This is a genomic window from Vibrio mimicus CAIM 602, assembly GCF_000338875.1.
Taxonomy (GTDB): domain Bacteria; phylum Pseudomonadota; class Gammaproteobacteria; order Enterobacterales; family Vibrionaceae; genus Vibrio; species Vibrio mimicus.
In genome coordinates this window covers 74,570-89,920 of record NZ_AOMO01000016.1, presented here as the reverse complement: position 1 = coordinate 89,920, position 15,351 = coordinate 74,570, and the positions used below count along the sequence as shown (strand labels likewise).

At 46.9% G+C, this 15,351-nt stretch carries 15 protein-coding genes and 1 pseudogene; 14 read left to right on the top strand and 2 right to left on the bottom strand.

Going from position 1 to position 15,351, the window contains the following annotated elements; translation table 11 throughout:
• Nucleotides 1-193: 193 nt before the first annotated feature.
• A complete protein-coding gene (locus D908_RS17105) occupies nucleotides 194-1,666 on the bottom strand; it encodes an aminoacyl-histidine dipeptidase (RefSeq protein WP_005522416.1) in 1,473 nt (490 codons plus the stop codon).
• Between the two features lie 873 nt (nucleotides 1,667-2,539).
• Here D908_RS17105 and D908_RS17110 point away from each other — a divergent pair.
• From D908_RS17110 to pgpA, 14 genes and pseudogenes are all read left to right on the top strand, one after another.
• Complete coding sequence (locus D908_RS17110) at nucleotides 2,540-3,832, top strand: NCS2 family permease (RefSeq protein WP_000890421.1); 1,293 nt, start codon at nucleotides 2,540-2,542, stop codon at nucleotides 3,830-3,832.
• 37 nt (nucleotides 3,833-3,869) lie between these two features.
• Nucleotides 3,870-4,334, top strand: a complete 465-nt coding sequence (gene gpt / locus D908_RS17115) for a xanthine phosphoribosyltransferase (RefSeq protein WP_000037415.1) — start codon at nucleotides 3,870-3,872, stop codon at nucleotides 4,332-4,334.
• Between the two features lie 96 nt (nucleotides 4,335-4,430).
• A complete protein-coding gene (gene frsA / locus D908_RS17120) occupies nucleotides 4,431-5,678 on the top strand; it encodes an esterase FrsA (RefSeq protein WP_001287335.1) in 1,248 nt (415 codons plus the stop codon).
• 100 nt (nucleotides 5,679-5,778) lie between these two features.
• Nucleotides 5,779-6,168 (top strand): sigma factor-binding protein Crl, encoded by a 390-nt coding sequence (crl, locus tag D908_RS17125; protein ID WP_001293325.1) that lies wholly within the window; start codon nucleotides 5,779-5,781, stop codon nucleotides 6,166-6,168.
• A 120-nt stretch (nucleotides 6,169-6,288) separates the two neighbouring features.
• Nucleotides 6,289-7,422: a glutamate 5-kinase gene (gene proB, locus D908_RS17130; RefSeq protein WP_000210577.1), complete on the top strand. Its 1,134-nt coding sequence runs from the start codon at nucleotides 6,289-6,291 to the stop codon at nucleotides 7,420-7,422.
• An 11-nt stretch (nucleotides 7,423-7,433) separates the two neighbouring features.
• A pseudogene (locus D908_RS17135) lies at nucleotides 7,434-8,683 on the top strand (glutamate-5-semialdehyde dehydrogenase).
• Nucleotides 8,684-8,784: 101 nt separating this feature from the next.
• Nucleotides 8,785-9,234: a transcriptional regulator NrdR gene (nrdR, locus tag D908_RS17140; RefSeq protein WP_000543542.1), complete on the top strand. Its 450-nt coding sequence runs from the start codon at nucleotides 8,785-8,787 to the stop codon at nucleotides 9,232-9,234.
• Nucleotides 9,235-9,246: 12 nt separating this feature from the next.
• Complete coding sequence (gene ribD, locus D908_RS17145; protein WP_005522410.1) at nucleotides 9,247-10,350, top strand: bifunctional diaminohydroxyphosphoribosylaminopyrimidine deaminase/5-amino-6-(5-phosphoribosylamino)uracil reductase RibD; 1,104 nt, start codon at nucleotides 9,247-9,249, stop codon at nucleotides 10,348-10,350.
• Nucleotides 10,351-10,354: 4 nt separating this feature from the next.
• Nucleotides 10,355-11,008 (top strand): riboflavin synthase, encoded by a 654-nt coding sequence (locus D908_RS17150; protein ID WP_005522408.1) that lies wholly within the window; start codon nucleotides 10,355-10,357, stop codon nucleotides 11,006-11,008.
• A 39-nt stretch (nucleotides 11,009-11,047) separates the two neighbouring features.
• A complete protein-coding gene (gene ribBA / locus D908_RS17155; protein ID WP_001122868.1) occupies nucleotides 11,048-12,157 on the top strand; it encodes a bifunctional 3,4-dihydroxy-2-butanone-4-phosphate synthase/GTP cyclohydrolase II in 1,110 nt (369 codons plus the stop codon).
• A 140-nt stretch (nucleotides 12,158-12,297) separates the two neighbouring features.
• Nucleotides 12,298-12,768, top strand: a complete 471-nt coding sequence (gene ribH, locus D908_RS17160; protein WP_000864130.1) for a 6,7-dimethyl-8-ribityllumazine synthase — start codon at nucleotides 12,298-12,300, stop codon at nucleotides 12,766-12,768.
• Nucleotides 12,768-13,238: a transcription antitermination factor NusB gene (gene nusB, locus D908_RS17165; RefSeq protein ID WP_000501297.1), complete on the top strand. Its 471-nt coding sequence runs from the start codon at nucleotides 12,768-12,770 to the stop codon at nucleotides 13,236-13,238. The genes ribH and nusB overlap by 1 nt, the downstream gene beginning before the upstream one ends.
• 89 nt (nucleotides 13,239-13,327) lie before the next feature.
• Complete coding sequence (gene thiL, locus D908_RS17170; RefSeq protein WP_005522404.1) at nucleotides 13,328-14,302, top strand: thiamine-phosphate kinase; 975 nt, start codon at nucleotides 13,328-13,330, stop codon at nucleotides 14,300-14,302.
• Nucleotides 14,299-14,805: a phosphatidylglycerophosphatase A gene (pgpA, locus tag D908_RS17175; protein ID WP_005522402.1), complete on the top strand. Its 507-nt coding sequence runs from the start codon at nucleotides 14,299-14,301 to the stop codon at nucleotides 14,803-14,805. The genes thiL and pgpA overlap by 4 nt, the downstream gene beginning before the upstream one ends.
• Nucleotides 14,806-14,837: 32 nt before the next feature.
• On the opposite strand, the gene D908_RS17180 is transcribed toward pgpA, so the two are convergent.
• Nucleotides 14,838-15,221, bottom strand: a complete 384-nt coding sequence (locus D908_RS17180; protein WP_000483920.1) for a DUF3461 family protein — start codon at nucleotides 15,219-15,221, stop codon at nucleotides 14,838-14,840.
• Nucleotides 15,222-15,351 lie beyond the last annotated feature (130 nt).

Genomic DNA, 15,351 nt, shown 5'->3' with positions numbered 1-15,351 from the left:
CAATCTAATGAATAAAATTTTCCTTTTCGACAAAAAACTTTGATACACATGCTTTGTTTAAGGTTATTGAGCCGTTAGTCGCTTTTGTTCTTACTTATCTTATGTGTGTTATTGCGCAAGGCGGAATTGCTCATGTACTTATACATAGCTGAAGGGATAAAAAAGCCGAGCTATCGTGCTCGGCTTCTTAAATTTAGGCTTTAACAGGAATGTTAGCTAACAATGCCACCATCTGTTGCCAGAACAGATCAACCGTGTCGATCTTCACTTTTTCATCTGGTGAATGCGGGAATTTGATGGTTGGGCCGAACGACACCATATCCATGTTTGGATAAGGTTTTTTGAATAGTCCACACTCAAGACCAGCGTGGATCACCATAATGTTTGGTTTGTGACCGTAAATACCTTCATACATGTCACGGAAAATATGCATGATTTCTGAATCAGCATCTGGTTTCCAGCCTGGGTAAGCACCAGAAAGTTCCAGCTCCGCACCAGCAAGTTCAGCCACTGACTTCAACATGCCTTCCACTTGGTGACGACCTGAATCAATCAATGAGCGGATTAGGCACAGTACTTTGATTTGCGCCGCTTCGGTTGTGATCACACCTACGTTCAGAGAGGTTTCTACCACTCCTGCGATGTCATCACTCATACGAATAACACCGTTCGGGCAGGCGTTTAAAGCGGCAATAAAGCGCTGTTGAGTCTGTGCGGTGAGCACTTCAGCGTGAAGTTCTTTGGCTTCAAGGAAAGTCACCAAGTTGGTTTCTACTTTGCCTAGTTCTGCTTTGAGTAACTCAGTGTAGTAGTTGAACAGCGTTTCTAATTCCGCAACTCGATTTTCTGGTAATGCCACAGTGACAAACGCTTCGCGAGGAATCGCGTTACGTAGGCTGCCACCACGGAATTCTACTAGGCGCAGATCTAATTCTTTGGCATGCCCAGCTAAAAAGCGCGCCATCAGTTTGTTGGCGTTGCCGCGACCAGTGTGAATATCACAACCTGAGTGACCGCCTTTCAAACCTTTTAAGGTCAACTGACGGCCAACATAACCTGCTGGAATAGCTTCACGTTCAATCGCGAAAGCAAATTCGGCGTTCACGCCACCAGCGCAGCCCATGTAGACTTCGCCTTCTTGCTCAGAGTCGGTATTGAGCAGAATATCACCTTCTAACCAACCTGCTTTTAGGCCAAATGCGCCAGTCATACCAGCTTCTTCATCAATCGTGAGCAGGACTTCTAGAGGACCGTGTTGGATATCTTTAGATGCCAGAACCGCAAGGCAAGATGCCATGCCAATACCGTTGTCTGATCCTAAAGTCGTTCCTTTCGCAGTGACCCATTCGCCATCAATATAAGGTTGGATAGGATCTTTAGTGAAGTCATGTACTGTGTCTTCGTTCTTCTGCGGCACCATATCAATGTGTGCTTGAAGTACCACACCTTTACGGTTTTCCATGCCTGGGGTTGCTGGCTTTTTAATAAAGACGTTGCCCGTCTCATCGCGGCGTACAGCTAACCCTTGCCCTTTGGCCCAATCAATAATGTATTGAGCTAATGCTTCTTCATGTTTTGAAGGGTGTGGAATTGAACAGATAGTGGCGAAAAATGGCCAAATAGGATTTGACGATAACTTACTGATTTCGTTTTGGAACTCAGACACAGATGACTCCTTACTGTATATTTTCCCGTGTATCATCTCTCCAGAGCAATGTCATGGTAGAGAATTAGCCTGTAACAGGTAGGTACTTTCGCTGCACAGCATATCACTGTGCAGAGAAGTGGAGTAGGTCAAAAGTGCTGGGAAAACCTGTTTTGCTAATCGATTATTGCTTTCACTAGAATTCAGAAGTCATTTTAATGATGAAGTTAAATGCATCTCTATGCATTTGATGTGTAATTAAGCTTTATTTAATTGTAATTAAATTACCTATTTATGCTGATTAAGATCGATTTGAATGATTTTTGTGACTTTAATCACCTTTCATATTGTAATTAATTTTCTTGGTGGTATATTTATACACAACTTCGCTAGCGAAGAGAAAATGCTCAAAGGATGAGTCCGATTTATCGCCTCCATGGAACCGAGAAATCAAGTAAACGGGTTTGATTTTAATGGTGATAGTTATGAATAAAGGTTTATCGTCTGTAATGTTCTGGAACCAATACGCTGTGTATACCGGTAACTTTGCATACCCTCGTAGCTTCGGCTACTGATACGCGATTTCGCGTCTCGAACAAGTTTTGTTCACCCCTAAATTGGAATTTATTGACAACCAATTGGTTGATATGATTCACCGCCATCTCAATTGAGGTGGCGTTTTTTTATGTTCAAAAAATCCCGCTCATTCGATACCGATCGCAACATTTTGTTGGCATTGATCTATTTACGTATCCACACATCGACCTTTTTCCCTTTTGCTTAGAAAACCAGCGCACAGTCAGAATTGTGTCTGGAATTTGTTTTTTGATAACTCTATAATCGCCGCCAATCGTTTACGCAACCGTTTACTTTTTACCACTAAAGGATTCGAACATGCTGGAAAAGCTTTTTAAACTCAGTGAATATCGCACGAACGTGCGCACTGAGATTCTTGCTGGGGTCACTACTTTCTTGACCATGGCTTACATCATTTTTGTTAACCCAGCGATTTTGTCGGATGCTGGGATGGATCGTGGCGCAGTTTTCGTTGCGACCTGTTTGGCTGCGGCGATTGGCTGTTTCATCATGGGTTTTGTCGCGAACTATCCGATTGCACAAGCACCAGGTATGGGGCTTAACGCCTTCTTTACTTATGGTGTTGTTCTGGGCATGGGACATACATGGCAGGTTGCACTGGCAGCGGTGTTCTGCTCTGGTGTGCTGTTTATCCTACTCAGTTTGTTCAAAATCCGTGAGTGGATCATCAACTCAATTCCACATTCTTTACGCACCGGTATCTCGGCGGGTATTGGTCTATTCTTGGCTTTCATCGCATTAAAAAATGCAGGCATTGTTGTTGATAATCCGGCGACGCTGGTTTCTCTAGGCGCTATTACTTCACTGCACGCTGTGTTGGCTGCTGTGGGTTTCTTCCTGACGATCGGTTTGGTGTATCGTGGTGTGAAAGGTGCGGTGATGATCGCTATCTTAGCGGTCACAGCTCTGGGTTTAGCGTTTGGTGATGTGCAGTGGGGCGGCATTGTTTCTGCGCCACCAAGCATTGCGCCAACCTTCATGCAATTGGATTTCTCGGCTGTATTTGAAATCGGCATGATTTCTGTTGTTTTTGCTTTCCTGTTTGTTGACCTGTTTGATACAGCAGGCACTTTAGTTGGCGTAGCGACTAAAGCGGACTTGATTGAAAAAGATGGCAAAATTCCACGCCTGAACCGCGCTCTTTTAGCTGACTCTACGGCAACTTCTGTAGGCGCTTTGTTGGGTACTTCTAACACCACTTCTTATATTGAAAGTGTCTCTGGTGTCGCTGTGGGTGGCCGTACTGGGTTAACGGCTGTGGTTGTTGGCATTTTGTTCCTTCTTGCATTATTCTTCTCGCCATTAGCGGGTATGATCCCAGCTTATGCGACGGCCGGCGCACTTTTCTATGTCGCTATTCTGATGTTGTCTGGTTTAGTGAGCATTGATTGGCGTGATCTGACTGAAGCGGCACCCACTGTTGTCACCTGTTTGATGATGCCTCTGACATTCTCGATTGCCGAAGGTATCTCACTGGGTTTCATTGCTTATGCAGCGATCAAACTCTTCAGTGGTAAAGGACGCAGCGTCTCTCTCAGTGTTTGGGTCATGGCGGCGATTTTTGTCATCAAGTACATTGCGGCTGCGTAATAGAAGAAGTTATAAAAATTCAATTTAGGTTTATCACATGAGCAAAAAATTCGTTATCACCTGGGACAATATGCAGCATTACTGCCGTGAACTTGCACAACGTCAGATGCCAGCAGAACAATGGAAGGGTATCTTGGGTGTCAGCCGTGGTGGCTTAGTTCCTGCTGCAATTCTCGCTCGTGAATTGGGTATTCGCTATGTAGATACCGTATGTATCTCTAGCTATGACCATGATCACCAGCGTGATATGACAGTACTGAAAGCGCCTGAGCATGACGGGGAAGGTTTCCTGATCATTGATGATCTCGTGGATAGCGGTGATACAGCACGTAAAATCCGTGAAATGTATCCAAAAGCTAAATTTGTTACTGTTTGTGCTAAACCAGCAGGTAAAGACTTGGTTGACGAATATGTGGTTGATATTCCTCAAGACACTTGGATTGAGCAACCATGGGACATGGTGTTGTCCTACGTTGAACCAGTTAATCGTAAGCAAAAGTAGTCTTTTTGCTTAGAATTTGAAAATGACCCTTTCAAGGGTCATTTTTTTTTACTACTGTTAGCCAAACTTAGCGCAACGCCAGCATAGAGACTTGTCATGTCCGAAGCGATCAGCAAAAACCTGTCTGAGACCCTGTTTCAAAATCACAAACAAGCTAAAGAGACTTCTTCGCTTACCCAATATATGCCAAGCAGTTTGGAGCTATTGGAAACGCGTCGTGAGCAATCCTCTTCTGCTTGGTATCGCAACTTACGCCGTTTGCAATGGGTGTGGCAGGGGCTTGATCCTGTGGAACAGGAAGAGGTTCTCGCGCGGATTGCCTCTTCAAAACATTCTCGAACTCATGATGAATGGCTAGATACCGTAATGGGCTACCGCAGCGGTAACTGGACTTATGAGTGGACTCGTATCGGCATGCAGCATCAAAAGCAGGCCGCAGAGCAACAAGGGGAAGATGCCGCTGACGAAATGTTCACCGCAGCACTTTGCTATAGCATCGCAGGTTACCCTCATCTCAAAAACGATAACTTGGCTCTTCAAGCTCAAGTGCTGGCGAACAATGCTTATCAAGAGGGGGCTAAGCTTACGGGGTTTGTGGTTAAGCGTTTAGAGTTTTCCTACCAAAACAAAAAAATCGCGGGTTATTTACACCTGTGCAATACCGACTCACCTAAGCCTGTGGTGTTAGTCAGTGCTGGTTTGGATAGTCTGCAAACCGATATGTGGCGTCTGTTTCGTGATTATTTATCGAAGCGAGATATTGCCATGCTCACGATTGATATGCCATCGCTGGGTGCCAGTTCACAATGGCCACTGACAGAGGATTCATCCTGTTTACATCAGGCCGTATTGAATCAATTGGCGGATCTGCCTTGGGTGGATCATTTCCGTGTGGGATTGATTGGTTTCCGATTTGGCGGCAATGCAATGGCGCGTCTTGCATTTTTAGAGTCTGACAAAGTCAAAGCGTGTGTCGCGTTGGGTGCTCCAATCCATGATATTTTCACATCTCCGAATAAATTGGCAGCAATGCCTAAAATGTATCTCGATGTTCTGGCGTCACGCTTAGGCAAAAATGTGGTGGATGTACGCAGTTTAGCTGGGCAATTGATGGCGTGGTCACTGAAAGTACAAGGTTTTATGTCTGGCCGAAGAACGAAAACACCAATTTTGGCGCTTGGGTTAGAAGGTGATCCTGTTTCGCCTTATTCAGACAACCAACTCGTGGCACTCTTTAGCCAAGGTGGGCAAGCAAAGAAAGTAAAAAGTAAAACCATTTCACAGGGATATGAGCAATCCCTCGATTTGGCAATAAACTGGTTAGAAGATGAACTTTGCAAGTGACATTTCCATAAAAGTCATCAAGAGTAAGTATTAAGAGGCGTAAATTATTCGCCCAATAACAACATGAAAAGATGCTTATTGCTGCTTATGGAGATGAACTATGTCAGAGATGACCAAAAACCCTACCCACTACCGTCTGCTTTCGACCCTGAAAGCCATTGGCCCTTATTTACGTGAAGGGCAGTGTAGTGAGCGATTCTACCTATTTGATTGTCTCGCCTTTTGTGTTAACGATAAAAAATCCCCTGAGAAGCGTGAGTTTTGGGGCTGGTGGATGGAATTGACCCAAAACGAACAAGAGATGTCCGCTTGTTATCATATCGGCCGTTATAGTGTATCGGGAGATTGGATTGCGGAAGCGATCCCTGAAGCGGCACAAACTGAAGTTAATCACACTCAGGTTGAATTTCACAAAAAGTTAGTCAAAACGTTACGCGAACGTTTCGAAATTACCGTGAGTGTTGCTAGCGAGTCTGCGGATTTTGCTTAATTGACCCTGTTGAATCGATAACCAGAAGAAAAAGGTGCTTTTGCACCTTTTTCTGCTTGTGCAATGCAGTGCGGATTGCTAAAACATCGTCTCTTAAAGTTTTTCTCGACAGAAGCAATCATGACTACAAATCAACGAAGCGTAAAGGCTCCACAAACGGTTGTTGTGAAGCTGGGAACCAGTGTTCTGACCGGTGGTACTCTCGCGCTGGATCGAGCTCATATGGTTGAGCTGGCACGCCAGTGTGCAGAACTGAAAAAACAAGGTCACTCGGTAGTGATCGTGACCTCGGGTGCCATTGCGGCAGGCCGTGAGCACTTAGGTTACCCTGCGCTGCCCAACGCGATCTCCAGCAAGCAACTGCTGGCGGCGGTTGGGCAAAGTCGTTTGATTCAAGTATGGGAATCGCTGTTTGCGATTTACGGCATCAAAATTGGTCAGATGCTGCTGACACGCGCTGATCTTGATGATCGCGAACGTTTCCTCAATGCGCGTGACACCATCAATGCCTTAGTTGAAAACGGCATTGTGCCAGTGGTCAACGAAAACGATGCGGTGGCGACCAATGAAATCAAAGTCGGTGACAACGATAACTTATCGGCGCTGGTAGGTATTTTGTGTGGCGCAGACAAATTGCTGCTGCTGACCGATCAAAAAGGTTTGTTCACCGCCGATCCTCGCAAAGATCCTAATGCACAACTGATCAAAGAAGTGACCACCATTGATGATACGCTGCGCAAAATTGCTGGTGGCAGTGGTACAACACTTGGTACTGGTGGCATGGCAACTAAGTTGCAAGCGGCTGACATTGCCCGCCGTGCAGGCATTGAAGTGATCATTGCTGCAGGTCGCGCACCCAATGTGATTTTTGATTCGTTGAGCGATGAGCCACAAGGCACGCGTTTCTTGGCTTTAGAAGAAGCCTTAGAAAACCGTAAACGCTGGATTTTGGCGGGGCCCGCCGCTTCTGGTGACATTGTGATTGATGATGGCGCGGTGAAAGCGGTACTCAACAAAGGCAGCAGTTTGCTGGCTAAAGGGGTAGTTCGTGTGCAAGGCCACTTCAATCGTGGAGAAGTAGTGCGTGTATTGGATAAACAAAACCATCTGGTCGCGCGTGGCATTTCAGCCTATGCACATGATGCTTTAGCGGAAATCGCGGGTAAGCACAGTAAAGAGATCATCGATATTTTAGGCTACGATCACGGCTCAGAAGTGATTCATCGCGACGACATGGTCGTGATTCAAGAATAGAGGAGAGAATGATGGATTTAACCGTACTCGGTAAAGCGGCCAAAGCGGCCTCTTTCCAATTGGCAACGGCCAGTACCGCGCAAAAAAATCAGGCTCTCGCCATCATGGCCGATCAGCTGGAAGCACAAAGTGCGAGCATTCTCGCAGCGAATGCCAAAGATATTGCATTAGGGCGCGAAGCTGGTTTGTCTGATGCCATGCTGGATCGTTTGCTGCTTAATGAGTCTCGCTTGCAAGCGATCGCCAACGATGTGCGTAACGTGATTAAGTTGAACGATCCAGTGGGCAGCGAAATCGATAGTCGTGTGCTGGAAAACGGCATGTCACTGGCGCGTCGCCGTGTGCCCCTTGGCGTAGTTGGCGTGATTTATGAAGCACGACCAAACGTGACGATTGATATTGCTGCACTCTGTTTGAAAACAGGGAACGCAGCGATTCTGCGTGGTGGCAAAGAGACATTTTTCTCTAACATGGAACTGGTCAAAGTTATTCAGTCAGCACTCGACAAAGCGGGTTTGCCTGCAGCCTCCGTGCAGTACATTGAAAAGCCAGATCGTGAACTGGTCACCCAACTGCTGAAAATGGATGATTATGTGGATATGATCATTCCACGTGGTGGTGCAGGTCTGCATAGAATGTGCAAAGAAAACAGTACAGTACCAGTGATCATTGGTGGATTTGGTATCAGCCATATTTTCGTTGATGAAAGTGCAGATCTGGATAAATCGGTCGCCGTTATTGAAAACGCCAAAGTGCAACGCCCTTCAGCGTGTAATGCGCTAGACACCTTATTGGTGCATCAAGCGATTGCGAAACCGTTACTGGAAAAATTGGTCGCCAAACTGAATGGCAAAGTGGCGTTTGTCGCTGAGCCAAAAGCGAGGGCATTGATGAGTTCAGCTACCGATCTGCGCGATGCGCAAGACGGAGATTTTGATACCGAATGGCTAAGCTACACCTTAGGGGTGAAAGTGGTGCAAGACGTACAAGAAGCTATCGATCACATGCGTGAACACAATGCGAGCCACTCTGATGCGATCATGACGAATGATCTCTACAACGCAGAACTGTTTGTTAATACGGCTGGTTCAGCGGCAGTGTATGTGAACGCTTCAACTCGTTTTACCGACGGTGCGCAGTTTGGTTTGGGCGCAGAAGTAGCGGTTTCAACTCAAAAACTGCATGCTCGAGGCCCAATGGGGCTGGAAGAACTCACCAGCTACAAATGGTAGGTAAGGCTAATTACCTGTCACGCAGCTAAAAAATCCAAGTAAAGATGTGATGTTAAGGGGCTTAGTGCCCCTTTTTCTTTGGCTCTCTAGAGCACATCGGCTACACTGGTTGCCTTGTTATGGAGGTAATATGCATTGTCCTTTCTGTTCTGAAAACGATACCAAAGTGATCGATTCACGTCTGGTGGCCGACGGACATCAAGTGCGTCGTCGTCGTCAGTGTCTGGCTTGTAATGAACGCTTTACTACCTTTGAAAGCGCGGAGTTAGTGATGCCGCGTGTGATCAAATCGAATGGTAATCGCGAGCCTTTTGATGAAGAGAAAATGGTTGGCGGCATGCAGCGCGCATTGGAAAAGCGTCCTGTCAGTGCTGATGCGATTGAGCTGGCGATCAGCACCATCAAATCCAAGTTGCGCGCCACTGGCGAACGTGAAGTACCAAGTAAACTGATTGGTAACTTGGTCATGGAGCAACTGAAAGAACTGGATAAAGTGGCCTATATCCGCTTTGCTTCCGTATATCGTAGTTTTGAAGATGTACGTGAGTTTGGCGAAGAGATCGCCAAGCTACAGGATTAATGTACAGCGACTATGCCTATGTTTACCTCTTTTGATCATCAAATGATGTCCCGTGCGATTAAATTAGCGTGGCGTGGACGTTTTACCACTTCCCCAAATCCTAATGTTGGCTGCGTGATTACGCGCGGCGAGCAAATTGTTGGTGAAGGTTTCCATTTCCGCGCTGGCGAGCCACATGCCGAAGTGCATGCTATGCGTCAAGCTGGCGAGCTGACTCGCGGTGCTACTGCTTACGTCACTTTAGAGCCTTGTTCTCATTACGGCCGCACTCCACCATGTGCCGAAGGCCTTATCAAAGCCGGAGTGGCGAAAGTCATTTGCGCGATGCAAGATCCCAATCCGCAAGTGGCTGGTCGTGGCGTGCAAATGTTGCGTGATGCAGGCATAGAGGTTGAGGTGGGTTTGCTCGAAGCGGATGCTCGAGCGCTGAACCGCGGTTTCCTGAAACGTATGGAAACCGGCATGCCTTATGTGCAGCTTAAAATGGCTGCGAGTCTCGATGGCCAAACTGCGCTCGCTAACGGTAAAAGTCAGTGGATCACCTCTCCCGCTGCGCGTAAAGATGTGCAACGTTTTCGTGCTCAAGCCAGCGCGATTCTTTCTACAAGCCAAACGGTGCTTGCGGATAACGCTTCACTGGCAGTGCGTTGGCACGATTTACCGCAATCGGTACAAGCGCAATACGCTGAAACAGATTTGCGTCAGCCTCTTCGCGTCATTTTGGATCGTCAACATCAATTGCATCCAGAGTTAGCGCTATACCAAACACCTTCACCGGTGCTGCAAGTTGCCAGCGAGAATGCCGATCTCTGCATTTCTGCTGAGAATGGAAAGCTTGATTTGCGTGAGCTTTTGGCACTACTGGCTCAGCAACACAATGTGAATCAAGTGTGGGTAGAAGCGGGGAGCCAACTGGCTCAATCATTGATTGAGCAAAAGTTGGTGGATGAAATTATTCTCTATTTAGCGCCAAAATTGATGGGCAGCGATGGCCGTGGTTTATTTGGCGCGCTCGGTTTGACAGAGATGGCTGAGGCCATTGAACTCAAAATTGAAGATTGTCGAATGGTGGGGGCGGATCTGCGGATCATCGCCACCCCAAAATCAAAAGATTAACACTATGTTTACTGGAATTATTGAAGCGGTCGGCAAGCTGACAGCAATCATCCCCAAAGGCAGCGATGTCACCATCACTGTTGAGGTGGGCAAGTTGGATATGGCCGATGTCAAACTCGGTGACAGTATCGCTACCAATGGCGTGTGTTTAACTGTCGTGGCCTTTGATTCGCGCAGTTTCAGCGCAGATCTGTCGATGGAAACCTTGAAGAAGTCTGGCTTTGCTCAGTATCAAGTAGGAGATCGCGTCAACCTTGAGAAAGCGATGCTGCCGACTACTCGCTTTGGTGGCCACATCGTTTCTGGACATGTGGATGGTGTAGGCGAAATCGTTGAGCGTATTCCTGTTGGCCGTGCGGTAGAATTGTGGGTCAATATGCCTGCGGAACTGAACAAATACGTCGCGGAAAAAGGCTCGATTACGGTCGATGGAATTAGTTTGACGGTGAATGATTTACGCAAGAACGCCTTCAAACTGACGATTGTTCCCCACACCAGTGCAGAAACCACCATCGATGAATTCCAAGTGGGTCGCCGAGTGAATCTGGAAGTGGATGTGTTAGCGCGTTACATGGAGCGCTTGCTCCAAGGAAGCAAAGAGAGCGAACCACAATCACGACTGACGATGGATTTTCTGCAGCAAAACGGCTTCGCTTAATCATTTGCCATAAAGACCAATAACGATAGGACTGACATCATGCCAATTAGTACCCCACAAGAAATTATCGAAGACATCCGTCAGGGTAAAATGGTCATCCTGATGGACGATGAAGATCGTGAGAATGAAGGTGATTTGATCATGGCGGCGGAGCATATCACGCCAGCAGCAATCAACTTCATGGCGACTCATGGTCGCGGTCTTATCTGTTTAACCATGACCAAAGAGCGTTGCCGCCGTTTGGGCTTAAACCCTATGGTGCAAGACAATAATGCGCAGTACACCACCAACTTCACCGTCTCGATTGAAGCTGCGGAAGGGGTGACTACGGGCATTTCGGCAGCGGATCGCGCGCGTACCGTGCAAGCAGCGGTAGCGAAAGAGGCTAAAGCGGCAGACTTGGTTCAGCCGGGGCATATTTTCCCTCTCGCTGCGCAAGAAGGTGGGGTGCTGACGCGCGCTGGCCACACAGAAGCGGGCTGTGATTTAGCACGACTGGCAGGGTTTGAGCCAGCTTCGGTGATTGTGGAAATTCTGAACGATGACGGCACCATGGCACGTCGTCCGGATTTGGAAGTGTTTGCCGAAAAACACGGTTTGAAGCTCGGTACGATTGCTGACTTGATTGAGTATCGTAACCACACCGAAACTACCATTGAGCGTGTAGCGCAATGCAAACTGCCAACTGAATATGGCGAGTTTGAACTGGTGACTTACCGCGACATCATCGATAAGCAAATCCACTTCGCACTGCGCAAAGGGGATGTCACCACATCACCCACTTTGGTGCGAGTGCATCTGCAAGATACCTTTACCGACTTGTTGCACAGTGATCGTGCTGCCGAGCGTAGTTGGACGCTGGCTACTGCCATGCAGCGTATTGGTCAAGAAGGTGGGGTGTTGGTGATTCTTGGCAATGAAGAGTCAAGCGATCTGCTACTGCACCGCGTGAAAATGTTTGAGCTGCAAGATAAAGGTGAAGCACCGGCGATGGCGAAAAAACAAGGTACCTCTCGCCGTGTAGGCGTGGGTTCACAAATCCTTGCCGATCTTGGGGTTAAAGAGATGCGTCTGCTCTCTTCTCCGAACAAAAAGTACCACGCATTGGGCGGTTTTGGCCTCAATGTGGTCGAATACGTCTGTGAATAATCACAGCAAATTGCCTGTTTGCCGCGTGTTACCTTGAAGGTGGGGCGCGGCTTTTAGCCCAAATTTCTGTTAGATATTGCTCACAAAATTGTGCTAGAATCCGGCGATTCTCACTTGATGAACAGAGTTAAAGGAAAGCTATGAAAGTGATCGAGGGTGGTTTCCCAGCACCAAATGCGAAAATTGCGATTGTGATTTCTCGTTTCAACAGTTTTATCAATGAAAGTTTACTGTCTGGTGCCATCGATACTCTTAAGCGTCACGGTCAGATCAGTGATGACAACATTACTGTCGTTCGTTGCCCAGGTGCGGTTGAGTTGCCATTGGTAGCACAACGCGTTGCAAAAACTGGCGACTACGATGCGATTGTCTCACTCGGTTGTGTAATCCGTGGTGGTACGCCTCACTTTGACTACGTTTGCAGTGAAATGAATAAAGGTCTGGCACAAGTGTCTCTGGAATTTAGCATTCCAGTCGCATTCGGTGTGCTGACTGTTGATACTATCGATCAAGCTATTGAACGCGCAGGAACCAAGGCTGGTAATAAGGGTGCTGAAGCAGCACTGAGCGCACTTGAGATGATTAACGTTCTTTCTGAAATTGATTCCTAATGGGGGCCAGTGTGAAACCAGCCGCACGTCGTAATGCACGTCAATTTGCGCTACAAGCAATTTATTCATGGCAAATTACTAAAGAGAATGTTGCGACTATTGAAGAGCAATTTCTAACCAGCGGTAAGTACGATGAAGAAGAACATCGTGCCGCTGAGCCAGCTCTTGCTGCTCCTGAAACCGATGTTTCTTATTTCCGTGACCTGTTGGCCGGTGTGGTTCTGAACCATACTGAACTTGACAGCAAACTGCGTCCTTTTGTTTCTCGTCCGATGCAAGATTTGGACATGATGGAACTGGCGCTGCTGCGTTTGGCCATGTATGAAATGACACGTCGTGAAGACGTACCATACAAAGTCGTGATTAACGAGGCGATTGAACTGGCAAAAGTGTTTGCCGCAGAAGATAGCCATAAATTCGTTAACGGTGTGCTGGATAAAGCCGCACCGCACGTACGTAAGAAAGCGTAATTCGTTTTCCACTAGAAGGTCAGCAGTTGCTGACCTTTTTTCTTGATAAGCTGCTGCCTTTCAGCGTTATAAACCAAAGAGTCTGGATGATGTTTGGTGAATTTAATTTAATCGATAAATACTTTTCTAACCGACAACCACAACGCAAAGACGTGCATTTGGCGCTGGGTGATGACTGTGCGATTGTCAAAGTACCTGAAAATTCACGCGTTGCGATCAGCACCGATACCTTAGTGGCGGGAACCCATTTTCTTGCCGAGGCAAATCCGGCTTGGCTTGCGCATAAAGCTTTGGCGTCTAACATCAGTGATCTGGCGGCGATGGGGGCGACTCCGGCTTGGGTTTCCCTTGCTCTGACTTTGCCTGAAATTGATGAAGAATGGTTAAAGCCCTTTTGTGATGCCTTCTTTGAATTGGCCAATTACTACAATGTGCAGCTTATTGGCGGTGATACCACCAAAGGTCCACTCAGTATCACTCTGACAGTGCAGGGTTTTTTGCCTAAAGAGCAAGCCATGTTGCGCAGTGGGGCAAAAGTAGGGGATTGGTTGTATGTCACAGGCGATCTTGGTGATAGCCAAGCGGGGCTGGATGTGATTTTACACCCTGAAAAGCGTCAATTGCCGTTTGCGGACATTCTGGAACAGCGCCATTATCTCTCGACACCGCGTATCGTTGCAGGACAAGCCTTGGTGCATTTGGCTTCTTCTGCGATCGATATTTCAGATGGTTTGATCGCGGATTTGCAGCACATTTTGCGCCGCTCCAATGTTGGAGCGAGTATTGACGTGAGCTTACTGCCACTCTCTAAAGAGCTAGTGCAGTTCATAGATGATGTAACCAGCGCCCAGCAATATGCATTGACCAGTGGCGAAGAGTACGAGCTCTGTTTTACCGTACCGGAAGAGAATCGCGGATCATTGGAAAATGCCTTGGCTCACTGTGGTACTAAAGTGACTTGTATCGGTCAGATTCGTCCTGCCGGCACTTTTGAGCTGCACAATCAGGGTAAAAAGCTCAACTGGCAATTGGCAGGGTATGATCATTTTAAGGTGAAATCATGAGTGATCCGCGCAGTAAAATTTCATTACGCAACCCTTGGCATTTGCTCGCAACGGGCTTTGGTAGTGGCTTATCTCCTGTGGTTCCTGGCACTATGGGTACCTTAGCTTCTGTGCCGTTTTATCTTGTGTTGGCGCAACTACCGTTCACTCTGTATTTGGTGGTGATTGTGGTAGCCAGCCTCATCGGGATTAAAATCTGCCAAGTGACCTCGGATGATATGCAGGTGCATGATCACGGTTCGATTGTCTGGGATGAATTTGCCGGATTCTGGATCACCATGTTGATTGTGCCTTTATGCCAATTGCCCGTTTTTGACTGGAAATGGTTAGTCACTGGTTTTGTGCTGTTTCGCTTTTTCGACATGCTTAAACCTTGGCCAATCAGCTGGTTGGATAAACGTGTGCACGGCGGTTTCGGCATCATGATTGATGATTTAGTGGCCGGTGTGATGGCTGCGATCAGCTTAGCAGCAATCGGTCACTGGGCAGGGTGGTTAAATTAAAATTCAGGTTCCCTTTCGGGAACCTGTTTAAACTAGTTTAACTTTTCTAAATCGGCTTCAATTTCCGCAATTTTACTGGCAACGACTTTTTCTAAATGACGTAAGTCATTGAGGATTTTCTGTTTTACATCCACTTCACCCATCAGGTCGGGCTTGGTGATCTTGTTCAGTTCATCAATCACGAGAGTCAAATTGCGATTAATTTCAGTGATTTCTTTATATTGGTGACTGCCGCTATCCACCAATACATTTTTGATTTGTCGTGGGTATTTAAATTTGACGCTCTTGGCAAACAGTTCGCCTTTTTGCTTTTTGAAGTAGATTTTTAACACGTCTTTATGCGCTTCTTGACGCAACGAATAGCGTTCAATTTGCGTAGGTTCATTAATACCCAAGCCGAGGAGATGGGGAAACATAAGCAACCTCTTAGTCAAACTAACCTTCACTATCACCAAACCATGCCTGTTGAATAAGTTTAGTGATACCACTCCATTGACTGTAGCAGTAGGTTGATGTGCCTGACCGTTCAATAGGTTAAGTTGTGCT